Source organism: Amycolatopsis sp. NPDC003731, from assembly GCF_053586895.1.
The window spans coordinates 1-13,575 of the sequence record NZ_JBSFNC010000010.1; the positions used below are offsets into that span (position 1 = coordinate 1).

13 protein-coding genes are annotated in these 13,575 nt (G+C 72.3%); 8 read left to right on the forward strand and 5 right to left on the reverse strand.

Features of this window, described 5'->3' with window-relative positions; genetic code table 11:
* Window positions 1-56 precede the first annotated feature (56 nt).
* Both ACWDN5_RS06335 and ACWDN5_RS06340 read right to left on the reverse strand, forming a co-directional pair.
* Complete coding sequence (locus ACWDN5_RS06335; RefSeq protein ID WP_449674954.1) at window positions 57-1,274, reverse strand: ABC transporter permease; 1,218 nt, start codon at window positions 1,272-1,274, stop codon at window positions 57-59.
* Window positions 1,271-2,179: an ABC transporter ATP-binding protein gene (locus ACWDN5_RS06340; RefSeq protein ID WP_310974273.1), complete on the reverse strand. Its 909-nt coding sequence runs from the start codon at window positions 2,177-2,179 to the stop codon at window positions 1,271-1,273. The genes ACWDN5_RS06335 and ACWDN5_RS06340 overlap by 4 nt, the downstream gene beginning before the upstream one ends.
* A 118-nt stretch (window positions 2,180-2,297) precedes the next feature.
* Here ACWDN5_RS06340 and ACWDN5_RS06345 point away from each other — a divergent pair, with 118 nt between their 5' ends.
* The 7 genes from ACWDN5_RS06345 to ACWDN5_RS06375 all read left to right on the forward strand — a co-directional run bounded on the left by ACWDN5_RS06345 (window position 2,298) and on the right by ACWDN5_RS06375 (window position 8,185).
* The gene (locus tag ACWDN5_RS06345) at window positions 2,298-3,512 is read left to right on the forward strand and encodes a PucR family transcriptional regulator (RefSeq protein ID WP_449674956.1); all 1,215 of its coding nucleotides are present in this window, start codon (window positions 2,298-2,300) and stop codon (window positions 3,510-3,512) included.
* Between the two features lie 73 nt (window positions 3,513-3,585).
* Complete coding sequence (locus ACWDN5_RS06350; protein WP_310974276.1) at window positions 3,586-4,023, forward strand: VOC family protein; 438 nt, start codon at window positions 3,586-3,588, stop codon at window positions 4,021-4,023.
* A 21-nt stretch (window positions 4,024-4,044) separates the two neighbouring features.
* Complete coding sequence (locus tag ACWDN5_RS06355; RefSeq protein ID WP_449674958.1) at window positions 4,045-4,500, forward strand: nitroreductase family deazaflavin-dependent oxidoreductase; 456 nt, start codon at window positions 4,045-4,047, stop codon at window positions 4,498-4,500.
* 182 nt (window positions 4,501-4,682) lie between these two features.
* Complete coding sequence (locus tag ACWDN5_RS06360; protein WP_310974280.1) at window positions 4,683-5,606, forward strand: ACP S-malonyltransferase; 924 nt, start codon at window positions 4,683-4,685, stop codon at window positions 5,604-5,606.
* Window positions 5,603-6,586: a beta-ketoacyl-ACP synthase III gene (locus ACWDN5_RS06365; protein ID WP_310974283.1), complete on the forward strand. Its 984-nt coding sequence runs from the start codon at window positions 5,603-5,605 to the stop codon at window positions 6,584-6,586. Before ACWDN5_RS06360 ends, ACWDN5_RS06365 begins: the two co-directional genes overlap by 4 nt.
* A gap of 74 nt (window positions 6,587-6,660) precedes the next feature.
* Complete coding sequence (locus ACWDN5_RS06370) at window positions 6,661-6,906, forward strand: acyl carrier protein (protein ID WP_004559006.1); 246 nt, start codon at window positions 6,661-6,663, stop codon at window positions 6,904-6,906.
* A 28-nt stretch (window positions 6,907-6,934) separates the two neighbouring features.
* Window positions 6,935-8,185 carry a beta-ketoacyl-[acyl-carrier-protein] synthase family protein gene (locus tag ACWDN5_RS06375; RefSeq protein ID WP_310974303.1) on the forward strand — a complete coding sequence of 417 codons (1,251 nt, stop codon included), beginning with the start codon at window positions 6,935-6,937 and terminating at the stop codon, window positions 8,183-8,185.
* 51 nt (window positions 8,186-8,236) lie between these two features.
* On the opposite strand, the gene ACWDN5_RS06380 is transcribed toward ACWDN5_RS06375, so the two are convergent.
* Both ACWDN5_RS06380 and ACWDN5_RS06385 read right to left on the reverse strand, forming a co-directional pair.
* Window positions 8,237-8,833: a hypothetical protein gene (locus tag ACWDN5_RS06380; RefSeq protein ID WP_310974304.1), complete on the reverse strand. Its 597-nt coding sequence runs from the start codon at window positions 8,831-8,833 to the stop codon at window positions 8,237-8,239.
* A gap of 31 nt (window positions 8,834-8,864) precedes the next feature.
* Window positions 8,865-9,368, reverse strand: coding sequence for a DUF3145 domain-containing protein (locus ACWDN5_RS06385; protein WP_191315073.1), 504 nt, complete (start codon window positions 9,366-9,368; stop codon window positions 8,865-8,867).
* Between the two features lie 275 nt (window positions 9,369-9,643).
* Here ACWDN5_RS06385 and ACWDN5_RS06390 point away from each other — a divergent pair, with 275 nt between their 5' ends.
* Window positions 9,644-11,983, forward strand: coding sequence for a hypothetical protein (locus ACWDN5_RS06390; protein ID WP_449674962.1), 2,340 nt, complete (start codon window positions 9,644-9,646; stop codon window positions 11,981-11,983).
* 3 nt (window positions 11,984-11,986) lie between these two features.
* Here the strand turns inward: ACWDN5_RS06390 and ACWDN5_RS06395 are convergent, their stop codons facing one another.
* Window positions 11,987-13,375 (reverse strand): dihydrolipoyl dehydrogenase family protein, encoded by a 1,389-nt coding sequence (locus ACWDN5_RS06395; protein WP_449674964.1) that lies wholly within the window; start codon window positions 13,373-13,375, stop codon window positions 11,987-11,989.
* Window positions 13,376-13,575: the final 200 nt, after the last annotated feature.

Consider the following 13,575-nt stretch of genomic DNA (forward strand, 5'->3'; position numbering starts at 1 on the left):
ACTCATTCGGGACGTCAGAGGTCCCGAATGAGTCATTCGCGACGTTCGCCGGGCGCTCAGGCCGCGCGCAGGGCGTCGCGGAGTTTCACTTTCGCGCCGGTGCGCATGACGGCGTTCCGGTAGATCCGCGCGGCAAACCAGATCAATACCGGAATCAGCAGCACCACCAGCCCCACCGACACCACGGCTTCCCACACGGGCACCCCGCCCATGGCCAGCCGCATCGGCATCAGCGTCGGCGAGAACACCGGGATCACCGAAAGCACCTCGACGAACGTGTTGCCCGGATCCGACGGCAGCACCGAAATACCGATCACGTACCCGGCGATCACGAACATCAGCGCCGGCGTCGTCACGCCGCCGACGTCCTCCTGGCGCGAAACCAGCGCCCCGAGCGCGGCGAACACGATCGAGTACATCAAGAACCCGAGCAGGTACCAGACGATCAGCCAGACGACCGTGCCCACCGCCGCCGAGACGGAGATCGTCAGCACGTCGGTGGCCAGCGCGGTCACCACCCCGCCGACGCCGATCACGACCATCTGGATCAGCCCGACCGCTCCGATGCCGAGCACCTTGCCCGCCATCAGCTGCCACGGCTTGATCGTCGACAGCAGCAGCTCGACCACGCGCGAGGTCTTCTCCTCGACGACGCCCTGCGCGACGATCTGGCCGTTCATCAGCAGCGACATGTAGATCAGGATGCCGGCGATGATGCCCAGCACGAGCTGCTGGCCGTTGTAGTCGTAGGGCTGCTCCAGCGGCGGGTCCTCGACGAACTTCGCCGAGGCGACAGCTTCCTGGAACCGGGCCGGGTCCCCGCCCAGCGCCGCGACCTGCTGGCTGACCGCCACCTGCTGCGACAGCACCTGCAGGACGTCCTTCAGGTTGCCGTCGAGGTCCTTCTTCACCTGGACGTGCAAGCTCTTGCCGTCGCCGGTGAGCAGCGCGTCGAGCGAGCCGTCGGCCAGCTTGGCGCGCCCGGCGGCCTCGTCGGCGACCGGGATGACCTCGACGGTCTCGCCGATCGCCTGGCCGGTCGCCTTCAGCGGCGCCGAGAACCCGGCGGTCGCCGGGGTGTAGCCGACCTTCGAGTCGGCGCCGCCACCGGAGAACAGCTTGATCGCCAGGATGCCGACCACGATCAGCAGCAGCGTGACCGCGGTGCTGATCCGGTAGGCCTTCGACTTCAGGCGGGTGCTGATCTCGCGCGAGGCGACCAGGCCCACCGCCGCCGCGGGGCTCATCCGGACGTCCGGAGCCGGGGTGGTCATGCCGGAACCTCCTGGTGGGTGACGACGGAGCGGAACAGTTCGGTCAGTGACGGCTGCTCGCGGGCGAACTCGCGGACCGGCCCGGTGGCCAGCGCCGCCTTGAGCACGGCCTGGTCGTCGGCGTCCGCGCCCAGCTCGAGCTCGGTCACCGCGCCCGTCCGGCCGAGCACCTTCACCCCGGGCAGGCCGTCGGCCCACCCGTCGGCGGCCTCGGGGACGTCGACCCGCAGCCGCAGCGCGCCGCCGGCGCGCAGCTCGTCGACCGTGCCCTTGGCGACCATCTGTCCACTGCGGACGATGCCGACCCGGTCGCAGAGCCGTTCCACCAGATCGAGCTGGTGACTGGAGAACACGACCGGCACCCCCTCGGCCGCCTTTTCCTTGAGCACCTGGCTCATCACGTCGACCGCGACCGGGTCGAGGCCGGAGAACGGCTCGTCGAGCACCAGGATCCGCGGCTCGTGCACCAGCGCCGCGGCCAGCTGGACGCGCTGCTGGTTGCCGAGCGAGAGCTTCTGCACCTCGTCGTCGCGGCGGCCGGCGACGCCCAGCCGTTCCGTCCACTTGGTCACCGACGCCTGCGCGTCGGCGGCGGGCATGCCGTGCAGCCGCGCGAGGTACGTCAGCTGCTCGGCCACCTTCATCCTCGGGTAGAGGCCGCGTTCTTCGGGCATGTAGCCGATGTGGCGGCGCGTTTCGTGCGTCACGGGCGCGCCGTCGTAGCGGACTTCGCCGGCGTCGGCGGAGAGCACGCCGAGCGCGATCCGCATGGTCGTGGTCTTGCCAGCGCCGTTGCTGCCGACGAAGCCGAACAATTCGCCCGGACGGACGTCGAAGGTCATTTCGCGCAGGGCGACCACGTCGCCGTAGCGTTTGGAGATCCCGTCTATTTCCAAACCGGTCATTCCGGTTCCCCCGTTCTCGTGTGGCCCCGATCCTAGGCAGTGCGTACACGCGCCGCCTACCCTCGCGCGTTGCCGCGAGGGGCTACCAAAGTTGCGGGCACGTAGGATCGCCTCCGCCATGGATGGAACCACCGCCCCGCGCCGGGTGCCGAAGCACCACGGACTGTCCGCGAAGACGCTCCGGCGGCTGGAGCACGCGTCCGGCAGCCTGGCGAGCGCGAGCATCTCGGTGATGGAGCGGCGGCTGCCCTGGTTCGCCCGGCTGCCCGCCGACCAGCGCGCGAGCGTCCTGCTGATCACCCAGGCCGGGGCCGCCGGGTTCGTCGACTGGCTGCGGGACTCCAAAGAGGCGCTGAAGCTCACGACCGAGGCGTTCCGCGACGCGCCGGCCGAGCTTTCGCGGTGGATCAGCCTCCGCCAGGCGGTCGGCATGGTGCGGCTGGCCATCGAGGTGTTCGAGGAGCAGCTGCCCGATTTCGCCGCGAACGAAGCCGAACGGGCCGCGCTGATCGAAGGGATCCTGCGCTACGGCCGGGAAATCGCCTTCGCGGCGGCGAATTCCTACGCGGCGGCGGCGGAAGCACGCGGCGCCTGGGACGCCCGCCTGGAGGCGCTGGTCGTCGACGGCATCGTCCGCGGCGACGCCGAGGAGTCGGTGCTCTCCCGGGCGACGGCGCTGGGCTGGGACCCCACGGCGGCGGCGACGGTGCTGGTCGGCAACCCGCCGTCGGAGGACCCGCCGACGGTGGTGTTCGAGGTCCGCAGCCGCGCGGCCCGCGTCGGGCGTCCGGTCCTGCTGTCGGTGCAGGGTTCCCGGCTGGTGGTCGTGGTGGGCGGCCCGACCGACGGCGGGGTGAAGGAGCGGGAGATCCTGACCCGGATGTCGGTGGCGTTCGCCGACGGCCCGGTGGTGGCCGGCCCGACGGTGCCGACGCTGGCGGAGGCCCACCACAGCGCGACGGAGGCGTTGTCGGGGCTGCGCGCGGTGGTCGGCTGGCCGGGCGCGCCCCGCCCGGTGCGCTCGGGCGACCTGCTGCCCGAGCGCGCGCTGTCCGGGGACGCGGAGGCCGAGCGCCTGCTGGTGGACACGATCGCGCGCCCGCTGGAGGAGGCCGGCCCGACGTTGCAGCGCACGGTGGAGGCGTACCTGGAGAGCGGCGGCGTGCTGGAGACGTGCGCGAAGACGCTGTTCGTCCACCCGAACACGGTCCGCTACCGGCTGCGCAAGGCCGCGGACCTGACCGGCTGCCAGGCGACCGACCCGCGCGACGCGCTGGTGCTGCGGATCGCGCTGACCGTCGGACGGCTGGCGCGCGCCCGCGGCCTCTGGTGATGTCGAGAACCCGGCGCCGGCTTCGTCTCAAGGGCAGGAGCGGCCACCCGGCCGCGTGACCTGGGAGAAACCCATGACGATCCAGCGGATGGACAACGTCGGCGTCGTCGTCGACGACCTGGCGGCGGTGACGGCGTTCTTCGTCGCCCTCGGCCTGGAGCTCGAGGGCGAAGCGACGGTCGGCGGGCCGGAGGTCGACAGCCTCGTCGCGCTCGAAGGTGTGCGGTGCGACCTGGCCGTGGTGCGCACGCCGGACGGCCACGGGCGGCTCGAACTGATGAAGTTCCACGCGCCGGTGGCTCCGGCCGCCGGGGCCGCCGAGCCGGTCAACGCCTTTGGGATGCGCCGCATCATGTTCGCCGTCGAGGACCTCGGCACCGTCCTCGCTCGCGTGCGCCCGCACGGCGCGGAGCTCCTGGGCGAGGTGGTCGAATACGAGGGCAGCCACCGGCTCGCCTACGTCCGCGGTCCCGAGGGCCTCATCGTCGCGCTCGCCGAAAACCTCCGCTGACCCACTGGGAAAGGACACCTCATGGCCGTCGCCGACGACCTCGACCGCGCCACCGATTCCACCGACCCGCAGTGGGCGTGGGTGGCCGAACAGACCCGCGCCTACCTGGCCTCCGGCGGCGCCGTGGGCCACGAGTCGAACGGCCTGCGCACGCTCATCCTCGTCACGACCGGCCGCCGGACCGGGGTGCCCCGGCGCACGTGCTTGATCTACGGCACCGCGGGGGACGACTTCGTGGTCGTCGCGTCCAAGGGCGGCGCCGACGAGGATCCCGCGTGGTTCAAGAACCTCCTGGCCGAACCGAGCGTCGGCGTCCAGGTCGGCCCGCGCCGGTTCACCGCCCGCGCCCGGCCGGCCTCCGCGGCCGAGCGCGGTCCGCTGTGGACCACGATGGCGGGCCTCTTCCCGCTCTACGACGAGTACGCGCGCAAGACCGATCGCGTCATCCCGGTCGTCGTGCTCACCCCGCAGGAGTGAGCCTTCCCGAGACGGGCGTCACGTGATGGACTTAACAGCGAAAGGTGATTGAACCCGACAAGGCTTCCGGGTTACGCGCGAGCTTCTGCGGCGCGTCTTTGGAGGGTTCCGACAAAGACGTCGCACAGACACTGTGAACGTCGGCATCCCGGGGAACGCCCTCCGCCGTGTTGTCTTGAAGGGTGACAGCAGCAGTCCTCGCTCCCGGCCAGGGGTCCCAGGCCCCCGGTATGTTCACGCCCTGGCTCGACCTCGACGGCGCGCGCGAGCGCGTCGCGCAGTGGTCCGAGCGCGCCGGGCTCGACCTGCTCCGCCTCGGCACCGAGTCGGACGCCGACGAGATCCAGGACACCGCGATCGCCCAGCCGCTGATCGTCGCGCTGTCGCTGCTCACCTTCGAGCACCTCCAGGCCACCGCGCCGGTGCCCGCGGACGCGCCGGTCGCCGGCCACTCCGTCGGCGAGCTCGCGGCCGCCGCGATCGCCGGGGTGCTGAAGCCCGAAGACGCCGTCGCGCTCGCCGCCGTCCGCGGGGCCGAGATGGCGAAGGCGTGCGCGCTGGAACCGACGTCGATGGCCGCGGTCATGCTCGGGGACCCCGAGCAGGTCGTCGCGTGGCTCGGAGAGCAGGGCCTGACCGCGGCGAACCGCAACGGTGCCGGCCAGATCGTCGCCTCCGGTGCCGCCGACGCGATCGCGAAGATCGTCGCCGAGCCCCTCGAAGGCACGAAGATCCGCGCCCTCAAGGTCGCCGGCGCGTTCCACACGCCCTACATGGCGTCCGCCGAAGAGGCGATGCGCGCCCACGCCGCCGAGCTGACCCCGGCCGACCCCACCCGCCCGCTGCTGTCCAACGCGGACGGTGCCGTCGTCACCAGCGGGGCCGAGTACCTGGCGCGGCTGGTCTCCCAGGTCACCCGCCCGGTCCGCTGGGACCTGACGATGGACGGCCTGGTCTCCCTCGGCGTCACCCGCACGATCGAACTCGCGCCCGCGGGCACCCTGACCGGCCTGGTCAAGCGGCAGCTCAAGGGCGTCGTCACCACTATCACCGCGCTGAAGACGCCGGCCGAGCTGGCGGCGCTGCGCCAGGAGGACGCCTCGTGACCGACCGACCCGCCCTGAGTCTCAACACCGGCTCCCGCGGCAGCCGCGTGCTGGGCATCGGCAGCGCGCAGCCGGAGAAGATCGTCACCAACGACGACCTGTCCCAGATCATGGAAACCAGCGACGAGTGGATCCAGTCCCGGGTCGGGATCGTCGAGCGCCGGTTCGCCGAGAAGGACGAGCTGCTCACCGACTTCGCCGTCGCCGCGGGCAAGGCCGCGCTGGAGGACGCCGGGGTCGACCCGTCCGAAGTGGACACGGTCATCCTGCCGAACTGCACCATGCCGACGCTCATCCCGAACGCCGCCGCGCAGGTGGCGGCCCGGATCGGCATCCCCAGCCCCGGCGCGTTCGACCTCAACGCCGCGTGCGCCGGGTTCTGCTACGGCCTCGGTGTCGCCTCCGACCTGATCCGGGCCGGCTCGGCGAAGAAGGTCCTGGTCATCGGCGCGGAGAAGCTCACCGACTCCGTCGACCCGGTCGACCGGGCCAACGCGATCATCTTCGCCGACGGCGCGGGCGCCGCGGTGGTCGGCGCCTCCGACGAGCCGGAGATCGGCCCGGTCTCCTGGGGCAGCGCGGGCGACCTGGTCGACCTGATCTACATGCGCGACCAGAAGTACATCTACCAGGAGGGCCAGTCGGTCTTCCGGTGGGCGACCACGAAGATCGCGCCGATCGCGATGCAGGCGCTCGAGGTCGCCGGGCTCAAGCCGTCCGATGTGGACGTGCTGATCCCGCACCAGGCCAACCTGCGCATCGTCGAGGCGATCGCGAAGAAGCTGCGGGCCAACGGCGCCCGCGACGACATGGTCGTCGCCGACGACATCAAGTACTCCGGCAACACCTCGTCGGCGTCCATCCCGCTCGCGCTGGACCACATGCGCAAGGCCGGGACGGCGAAGACCGGCGACGTGGTGCTGGCGGTCGGGTTCGGCGCGGGCCTGTCCTACGCCGGGCAGGCGTTCATCTGCCCCTGACCACCGTTACGCTCCCCGCGGGCACTCGCCCGAGGGAAACAGACCCCCAGAAAGACCGAGAAGGGAACTACCCCATGGCTGACAACGCTGAGATCCTCGCCGGCCTCGCCGAGATCGTCGAAGAGGTCGCCGGTGTGGCTCAGGACGACGTCACCGCCGAGAAGTCGTTCGTGGACGACCTGGACATCGACTCGCTGTCGATGGTCGAGATCGCCGTGCAGGCCGAGGACAAGTTCGGCGTCAAGATCCCGGACGACGAGCTCGCCAACCTGAAGACCGTGGGCGACGCGGTGAACTACGTGTCGGCCAACTCGAAGTAAGTCCTCTTCCCTCCTTGAGGAGACTCCCATGAGCAACATCGACGTCGTGATCACCGGTCTCGGCGCCACCACACCGCTCGGCGGGGACGTCACGTCCACCTGGGACGGTCTGCTGGCCGGGGCGAGCGGGGTTCGCGCGATCGAGGCCGATTGGGTCGAGGAGCTGCAGCTGCCGGTCAAGATCGGCGGTCAGCTGGCCGTCGAGCCGACCGAGGTCCTGCCCCGGGTCCAGGCCCGCCGGATGGACCGCTGCGAGCAGGTCGCGCTGATCGCCGCCCGGCAGGCGTGGGCCGACGCCGGGTACACCGAGCCGACCGACGAGCACACCGACGTCGACCCCGACCGCCTCGGCGTGTCGATCGGCACCGGGGTCGGTGGCCCGGTCACCCTGCTCACCCAGAACGACCTGTTGCACCAGCAGGGTCTCCGCAAGGTGTCGCCGCTGACCGTGCCGATGCTGATGCCGAACGGCCCGGCCGCGCACGTGGGCATCGACCTCAAGGCGCGGGCCGGGGTGCACTCCCCGGCTTCGGCCTGTGCCTCGGGTGCCGAGGGCATCGCCAGCGGCGTGGAGATGATCCGCTCCGGGCGCGCCGACGTCGTGATCGCCGGCGGCGCCGAAGCGTGCATCCACCCGATCACGCTGGCCGGGTTCGCCCAGGCCCGCACGGTCTCCACGCGCAACGACGACCCGGCGAGCGCGTCGCGGCCGTTCGACGCCAACCGCGACGGCTTCGTCCTCGGCGAGGGCGCCGGCGTGGTCATCCTGGAGCGCGCGGACCTGGCGAAGGCCCGCGGGGCGCGCGTCTACGCGACGATCGCGGGACACGGCATCACCTCGGACGCCTACCACATCACCGGCAACCACCCCGAGGGCGTCGGCCAGATCGCCGCCATGCGCGCGGCGATGAAGATGGCCGGGGTCACCGCGGCGGACGTCGGGCACGTGAACGCGCACGCGACGTCCACTGTGGTGGGTGACATCGGCGAGGCGGCGGCGATCCGCAAGGCGGTCGGCGACCACGTGATCGTGACGGCGCCGAAGGCCTCACTCGGCCACCTCGTCGGCGGGGCCGGCGCGGTCGAGGGGATCATCACGATCCTGTCGCTCTACCACGGCCTGGTGCCGGCCACCCGGAACCTGACCGACCTGGACCCGCGGGTGCAGCTGGACGTCGTCGCGGGCGAGCCGCGCAAGGTCGAGCTGACCGCGGCGATCAGCAACTCGTTCGGGTTCGGCGGCCACAACACCGCGCTGCTGTTCACCCCGGCGGCCTGACCGCCCCGGAACTGAGGAAGGGCCCGGCTCCGGCCGGGCCCTTCGTCCGTTTCAGCACTTCTCGTGTTCGGGTGGTGGCCCGCCGTCGATGGCGGCGACCTTCAGCGTCTTGCCGTCGGCCACCATCGGGATGACGAGCCGCCACTTGATGCACGGCTCGCGGAAGAACAGCGGGGCGTCCTCGACGTTCTGCCTGCTGGTGAACCCGACCAGGACGCGCAGCGAATTCCCGGACGAGCGCTCGATCCGGTAGACGAGGGCGTCGCTGTCCTCTGTGGTGCGAACGCCCTTCTTCCAGTCGCTCTGCGACTGGCCGGCGGCCCGCTCGTCGGTGACCACGGCGACCCACTGCTGGTACTGCTTGCTGTTGATGGCCGCGAAGTACTTCTGCAGCACCCGGCGCACGGCGTCGCCCTGCGGGTGCCGCTTGGCGTCGTCGGTCATCCGGACGTCGTCGTCCACCGCGGCCGGCGCGCCGACGCTGGACGGCGACGGCGTCGTGACCGCGACGGAGGTGTCGTCGACGGGCTGGTCGGGCCGGCGGTAGAGCTCGCGCGCGAGCAGGCCGCCGCCGACGGTCACGGACAGCACCACGACCACGACGGGCACCAGCCAGCGCTGGCGAGAGCTGGGGGCGGGGGTGGTCACGCGGAGAGCGTACCGGCCCCCGTCCCGGGGCTCAGCCGACCTGGTGCAGCCAGGTCACCGGCGCGCCGTCGCCGGCGTGGCGGAACGGCTCGAGCGCCTCGTCCCAGCTCGCGGCCAGGAGTTCGTCCAGCTTGTGCGCGAGGGATTCGCCGCCGCGGGTCATGCTGACGAGCGCGCGCAGCTGGTCCTCGCCCACCACGATGTCGCCGTTGGCGCTGGTCCGGCCGTGCCACAGGCCGAGGCCGGGCGCGAAGCAGAACCGTTCGCCGTCGACGCCCGCGCTGGGCTCTTCGGTGACTTCGAACCGAATCATCGGCCACGCCTTGAGGGCGGACGCCAGTTTGGCGCCGGTGCCCGCGGGCGCGCGCCAGCCGCACTCGGCGCGAAGCTGACCCGGACTGGCCGGCTGCGCCGTCCACTTCAGGTCAACGCGGGCACCCAGGGTGCCCGAAATGGCCCACTCGACGTGCGGACACACCGCAGACGGCGACGAGTGGACGTACACCACACCTCGGGTGCTGCCACGGGTGCTCACTGCTACCTCCGCTTGTTGCTCGACGAGGGACGTCTTCCCCTACGCCCTACTCCGAGCTTTCAGCGCGGGCCTCAGCGCGGCTCCCGAATGCCGCCTCCGATGCGTTGTAGCACATTCTGCACCCCAACCGTGCCGTTTGGCCACATGAACACCACAAGTCACCCGCCGCCCCACTTTCGGAGGGCACCGCGCCGTGCCGTCCCCGTGTCGCGCGGTTCGCTGCGCTGCGCGCGCTAGCGTGTTGACCCGGAACGACGAGCGGAAAGGGGCTTTCGGTGCGACTGGTGCGCCTGGAGAGGCAGCAGTCCCGGGTGGCGGACGACATCCGGGCCGCGCTGGCATCCCTGGGCCGCGGCAGCACCGTCATCGGCGGCATCGCCCTGGTGGGTGTCGGAGGCGTGACGGACCGCCCGATCGAGGCCGTGGTCCTGCTCCCCCACGGCGTGATCATCGTGATCGGCGTCGACCTCCCGGACCCGGCCCTGCGCCTGGAGGCGCCGTTGGGAGGCCCGTGGAAGGCGGACGGCTGGCCCCTGGTCGCGGACGACGATTCGGTGAACCCGGCCACGGAGGCCCTGGACGTTTCGCAGGCTTGCGAACGGCGAATTGCCGAACTGGTCCCGGGAACGGCCCCGGTGGGCACGATCGTCGCGGTGGGGCCGTACGTGGAGACGGTCGACCAGCCGGCGGCGGACCTGGCGGGCCCGGTACGAGTGCTGCACCCGACCCCGACGACGATGCTGGCGGCAACGGTGTCGTTGTGCACGGCCCACCGGCCGCGGTCGGTGGACCAGGTGCGGGCGCTGATCCGCGGTCTGGCGCCCTCGGCCCCGGAGTTTTCGGACGAAGTGCTGCTGGGCGAAGGCTTCAGCAGGTTGACGGACGACGCGCCCCCGGAGTCCCTTTGGGACGATCCCCCGGCGGTTGCTCCTGCTGCGGCTGCTTCGGCTGCTTCGGCTGTTTCGGTGGGCGTGACCGGCTGGCGGACGGAGACCCCGGCGGAGGCCACACCACCCGCCGACGCCGAACCCACCGAGGTGCTCCAGCCGGCACCGGACCGCGCAGCCGATCCCGAGGCGCGCCCGGTGTTCCCGGGCGCCACTTCGCCGCCGGCCGAACCCACCGAGGTACTCCGGCCGCCCGCGTCGGCGGAGCCGGACCGCCCCGCCGATCCCGAGGGGCGCCCGGTGTTCCCCGGCACGGAACCGTCCGGGTCCGCCGACGCCACCCGTTCGGATGGTCCGGAACCGGCTGAATCCGTTGCCGCTGAGACTGAGCGGACCGAAAACCTCCACCTGCCGTCACCGAGCGGCGAGCAGACCGCGGCTCCTGCCGACTCCGCCGATGCTGACTCCCGGCCCGCCCAGGACGAACCAACCACACCCCAGGCCCCCGAGCCCACGGCGGCGGACTCCCAGCCCGCCGCGGCCGAGCAGCTCGACCCGGAGCCCGCCCGAGCCGAGCCGGGCACTTCCCCGCAGCCAGCCGAAACCGGGCAGGCCGCGCCGCGCACCGCCGAGGCGCCCGACTCCCCATCCGCACGCCCCGCCCAAACCGGGCCAACCACTCCGCGTCCCACCGAGGCGGCGGCAGCGGGCTCGCAGACAGCCGAGCCCCAGCGGCATGTCCCGCAGGCCGCGCAAGCCGGGCCGAGCATTTCCCCACAACCGGCCGACGCCACCCAAGCCGCACCCGAGCAGCCCAACCCGCAGCCCACCGAAGCCGAGCCGGACACTCCTCCCCAGCCGACCGCCGGGCCGACCCCCACTCAAGCCAAGCCGAGCACCCCTCCCCAGCCGACCGCCGGGCCGACCCCCACTCAAGCCAAGCCGGGCATTCCTCCCCAGTCGACCGAAGCCGGGCCGACCCCCACCCAAGCCAAGCCGGGCACTCCTTCCCAGCCAGCCGAAGCCGCGCAGCCCAATCCCGCCCCCAACCCGCGGCAAGCACCCGAGCTCGCGCTGCCCTCCCCGCAGCCTTTCCCCCGCCCCCGGCCGAAGCCCGAACCCGCCACTCCGGCCCCCCGCACCGTCCGGTGGCTGCCGCTCGGCGCCATCGGTGGGCTCGTCCTCCTCGCCGTCGCCGCCATCGCCGTGGCCACCACCGGGGATGGCACCGCCGCCGCGCCCGCCCCTCCTCCCCCTGCCACCTCCCAGACCGCTCCGCCCACCACCGCCGTGCGGAGCCTCCAGTTCGCCCTCCGCGCCGCCGGTGGGGATCAAGGCTGTGCCTCGCACGCCTTCGGCGATGCCCAAGCCAGCCTTCAGCAGACCAGCTGCTCCGGCGTCAAACGCGCCAGCTACGCCGCCACCATCGACGGCCGCAACGGAGCCGTCACCGTCGGGATCGTCGCGTTCCCCGATGCCGCCCAGGCCGCCGCCTTCAAAGCCGTTGCCGATACGCCCGGCGGGGGCGGGGTCCTCGACCTCGCCACCGAGACCGGCCAGTGGGGCGCCACCCCGACGCCGCGCTTCGAGAACGCCGCCTACGCCAGCAAGCTCGATGGCTCGTCCGTGCGGCTCGTGCAGGCCGTCTGGGTGCCGGGACCGTCCACTGCGGACGATCCCGGCCTGGTCCGGGCCGCCAAGGCCGCCCTCGACCTGCCCGCCCAGTGACCCTCAGAGCCCGTACGCCTCCAGCAGCCGCAGCCAGACCTCGCTGATCGTCGGGAACGACGGCACCGCGTGCCACAGGCGGTCCAGGGGCACCTCGCCCACGATCGCGATCGTCGCCGAGTGCAGCAGCTCCGAGACGTCCTGGCCGACGAACGTCACACCCAGGAGCACGTTCCGCTCCGTGTCGACCACCATCCGGGCCTTGCCCGTGTAGCCGTCCGCGTGCAACGACGAGCCCGCCACCGCGATGTCGATGTCGACGACGCGGTCCGCCGAGCCCGGGCGCGCGTCCGCGAGGCCGACCGCCGCCACCTCCGGGTCGGTGAACACCACCTGGGGCACCGCGTGGTGGTCGGCCGTCGCGGTGAAGCGGCTCCACGGCGACGGCTCCGTGAACGTGCCCGCCGCCAGGGCCGCCACCGTGTCGCCCGCCGCGCGGGCGCCGTACTTGCCCTGGTGGGTCAGCGGCGCGCGGCCCGTGACGTCACCCGCCGCGAACAGCCAGCCACCGTCCACTGCGGACACGCGGCCGGTGTCGTCGGTCTCCAGCGGGTGCCCGGGCTCGATGCCGAAGCGCTCGAGCCCGGCGGTCGCCGGACGGCGGCCGGTCGCCACCAGGAACTCGTCGACGACGAGCGTCGAACCGTCCTTCAGCGTCAACGTCGTCCCGGCGTCCCCCGCGGCCACCGAGGACACCCCCGAGTCCGTGTGCACCTGGACGCCGGCTTCGCGCAACCCCGCCAGCACGAGATCACCGGCGAAGGACGCGTTGCGCGGCAGCGGACGCGGGCCGCTGATCACCAGGTGGACCTCCGAGCCCAGCGACGCGAACGCCTGCGCCATCTCAACGCCGACCACGCCGCCACCCAGGACGCCGAGGCGCCCGGGCACCGAGGACGCCGACGTCGCTTCCCGCGAACCCCACGGCCGGATCGTGTCGAGGCCCGGGATCGGCGGCGTGCTCGGCACGCTGCCGGTGCACACGATCACCGCGTGCCGCGCGGTCAGGACGCGGTCGCCGCCGACCGTCACCTCCCGCTCACCGGTGATCTCGCCGTGCCCGCGGATCGGCTCGATGCCCGCGCCGCGGGCCCAGTCGACCTGTCCCGAGTCGTCGCCCTTGCCGGTGAACCAGTCACGGCGCGCGAACACCGCCGCCGGGTCGACCCGGTCGCCGACCGGCACACCCGGCACCCGCTTGGCGGCGGCCAGCAGATTTCCCGGCCGCAGCAACGCCTTGCTCGGGATGCAGGCCCAGTAGGAGCACTCGCCGCCGAAGCGTTCGTGCTCGACGAGGGCGACCTTCAGGCCTCCGCGAGCCGCCCGTTCCGCGGCCACCTCCCCCACCGGACCCGCGCCGATCACCACTACGTCAAAAGTCTCTCCAGGCATGGGTTCAGGTCACACCACTACGCGGGATCACGCAAGCCAGCGGCTATCCTCCGTCAGGAAGCTGCAATCACCGATCCGGCCGAAAGCAGGCGGACACGGTCCGGAGCCAATGCGCTCACCGGCACCTGTTCCGCCGTGACTGCCGTTCGGATCGGTGACGATGACACAGTCGGCGGCACCGGATGCCGTCGGGCCCGGTG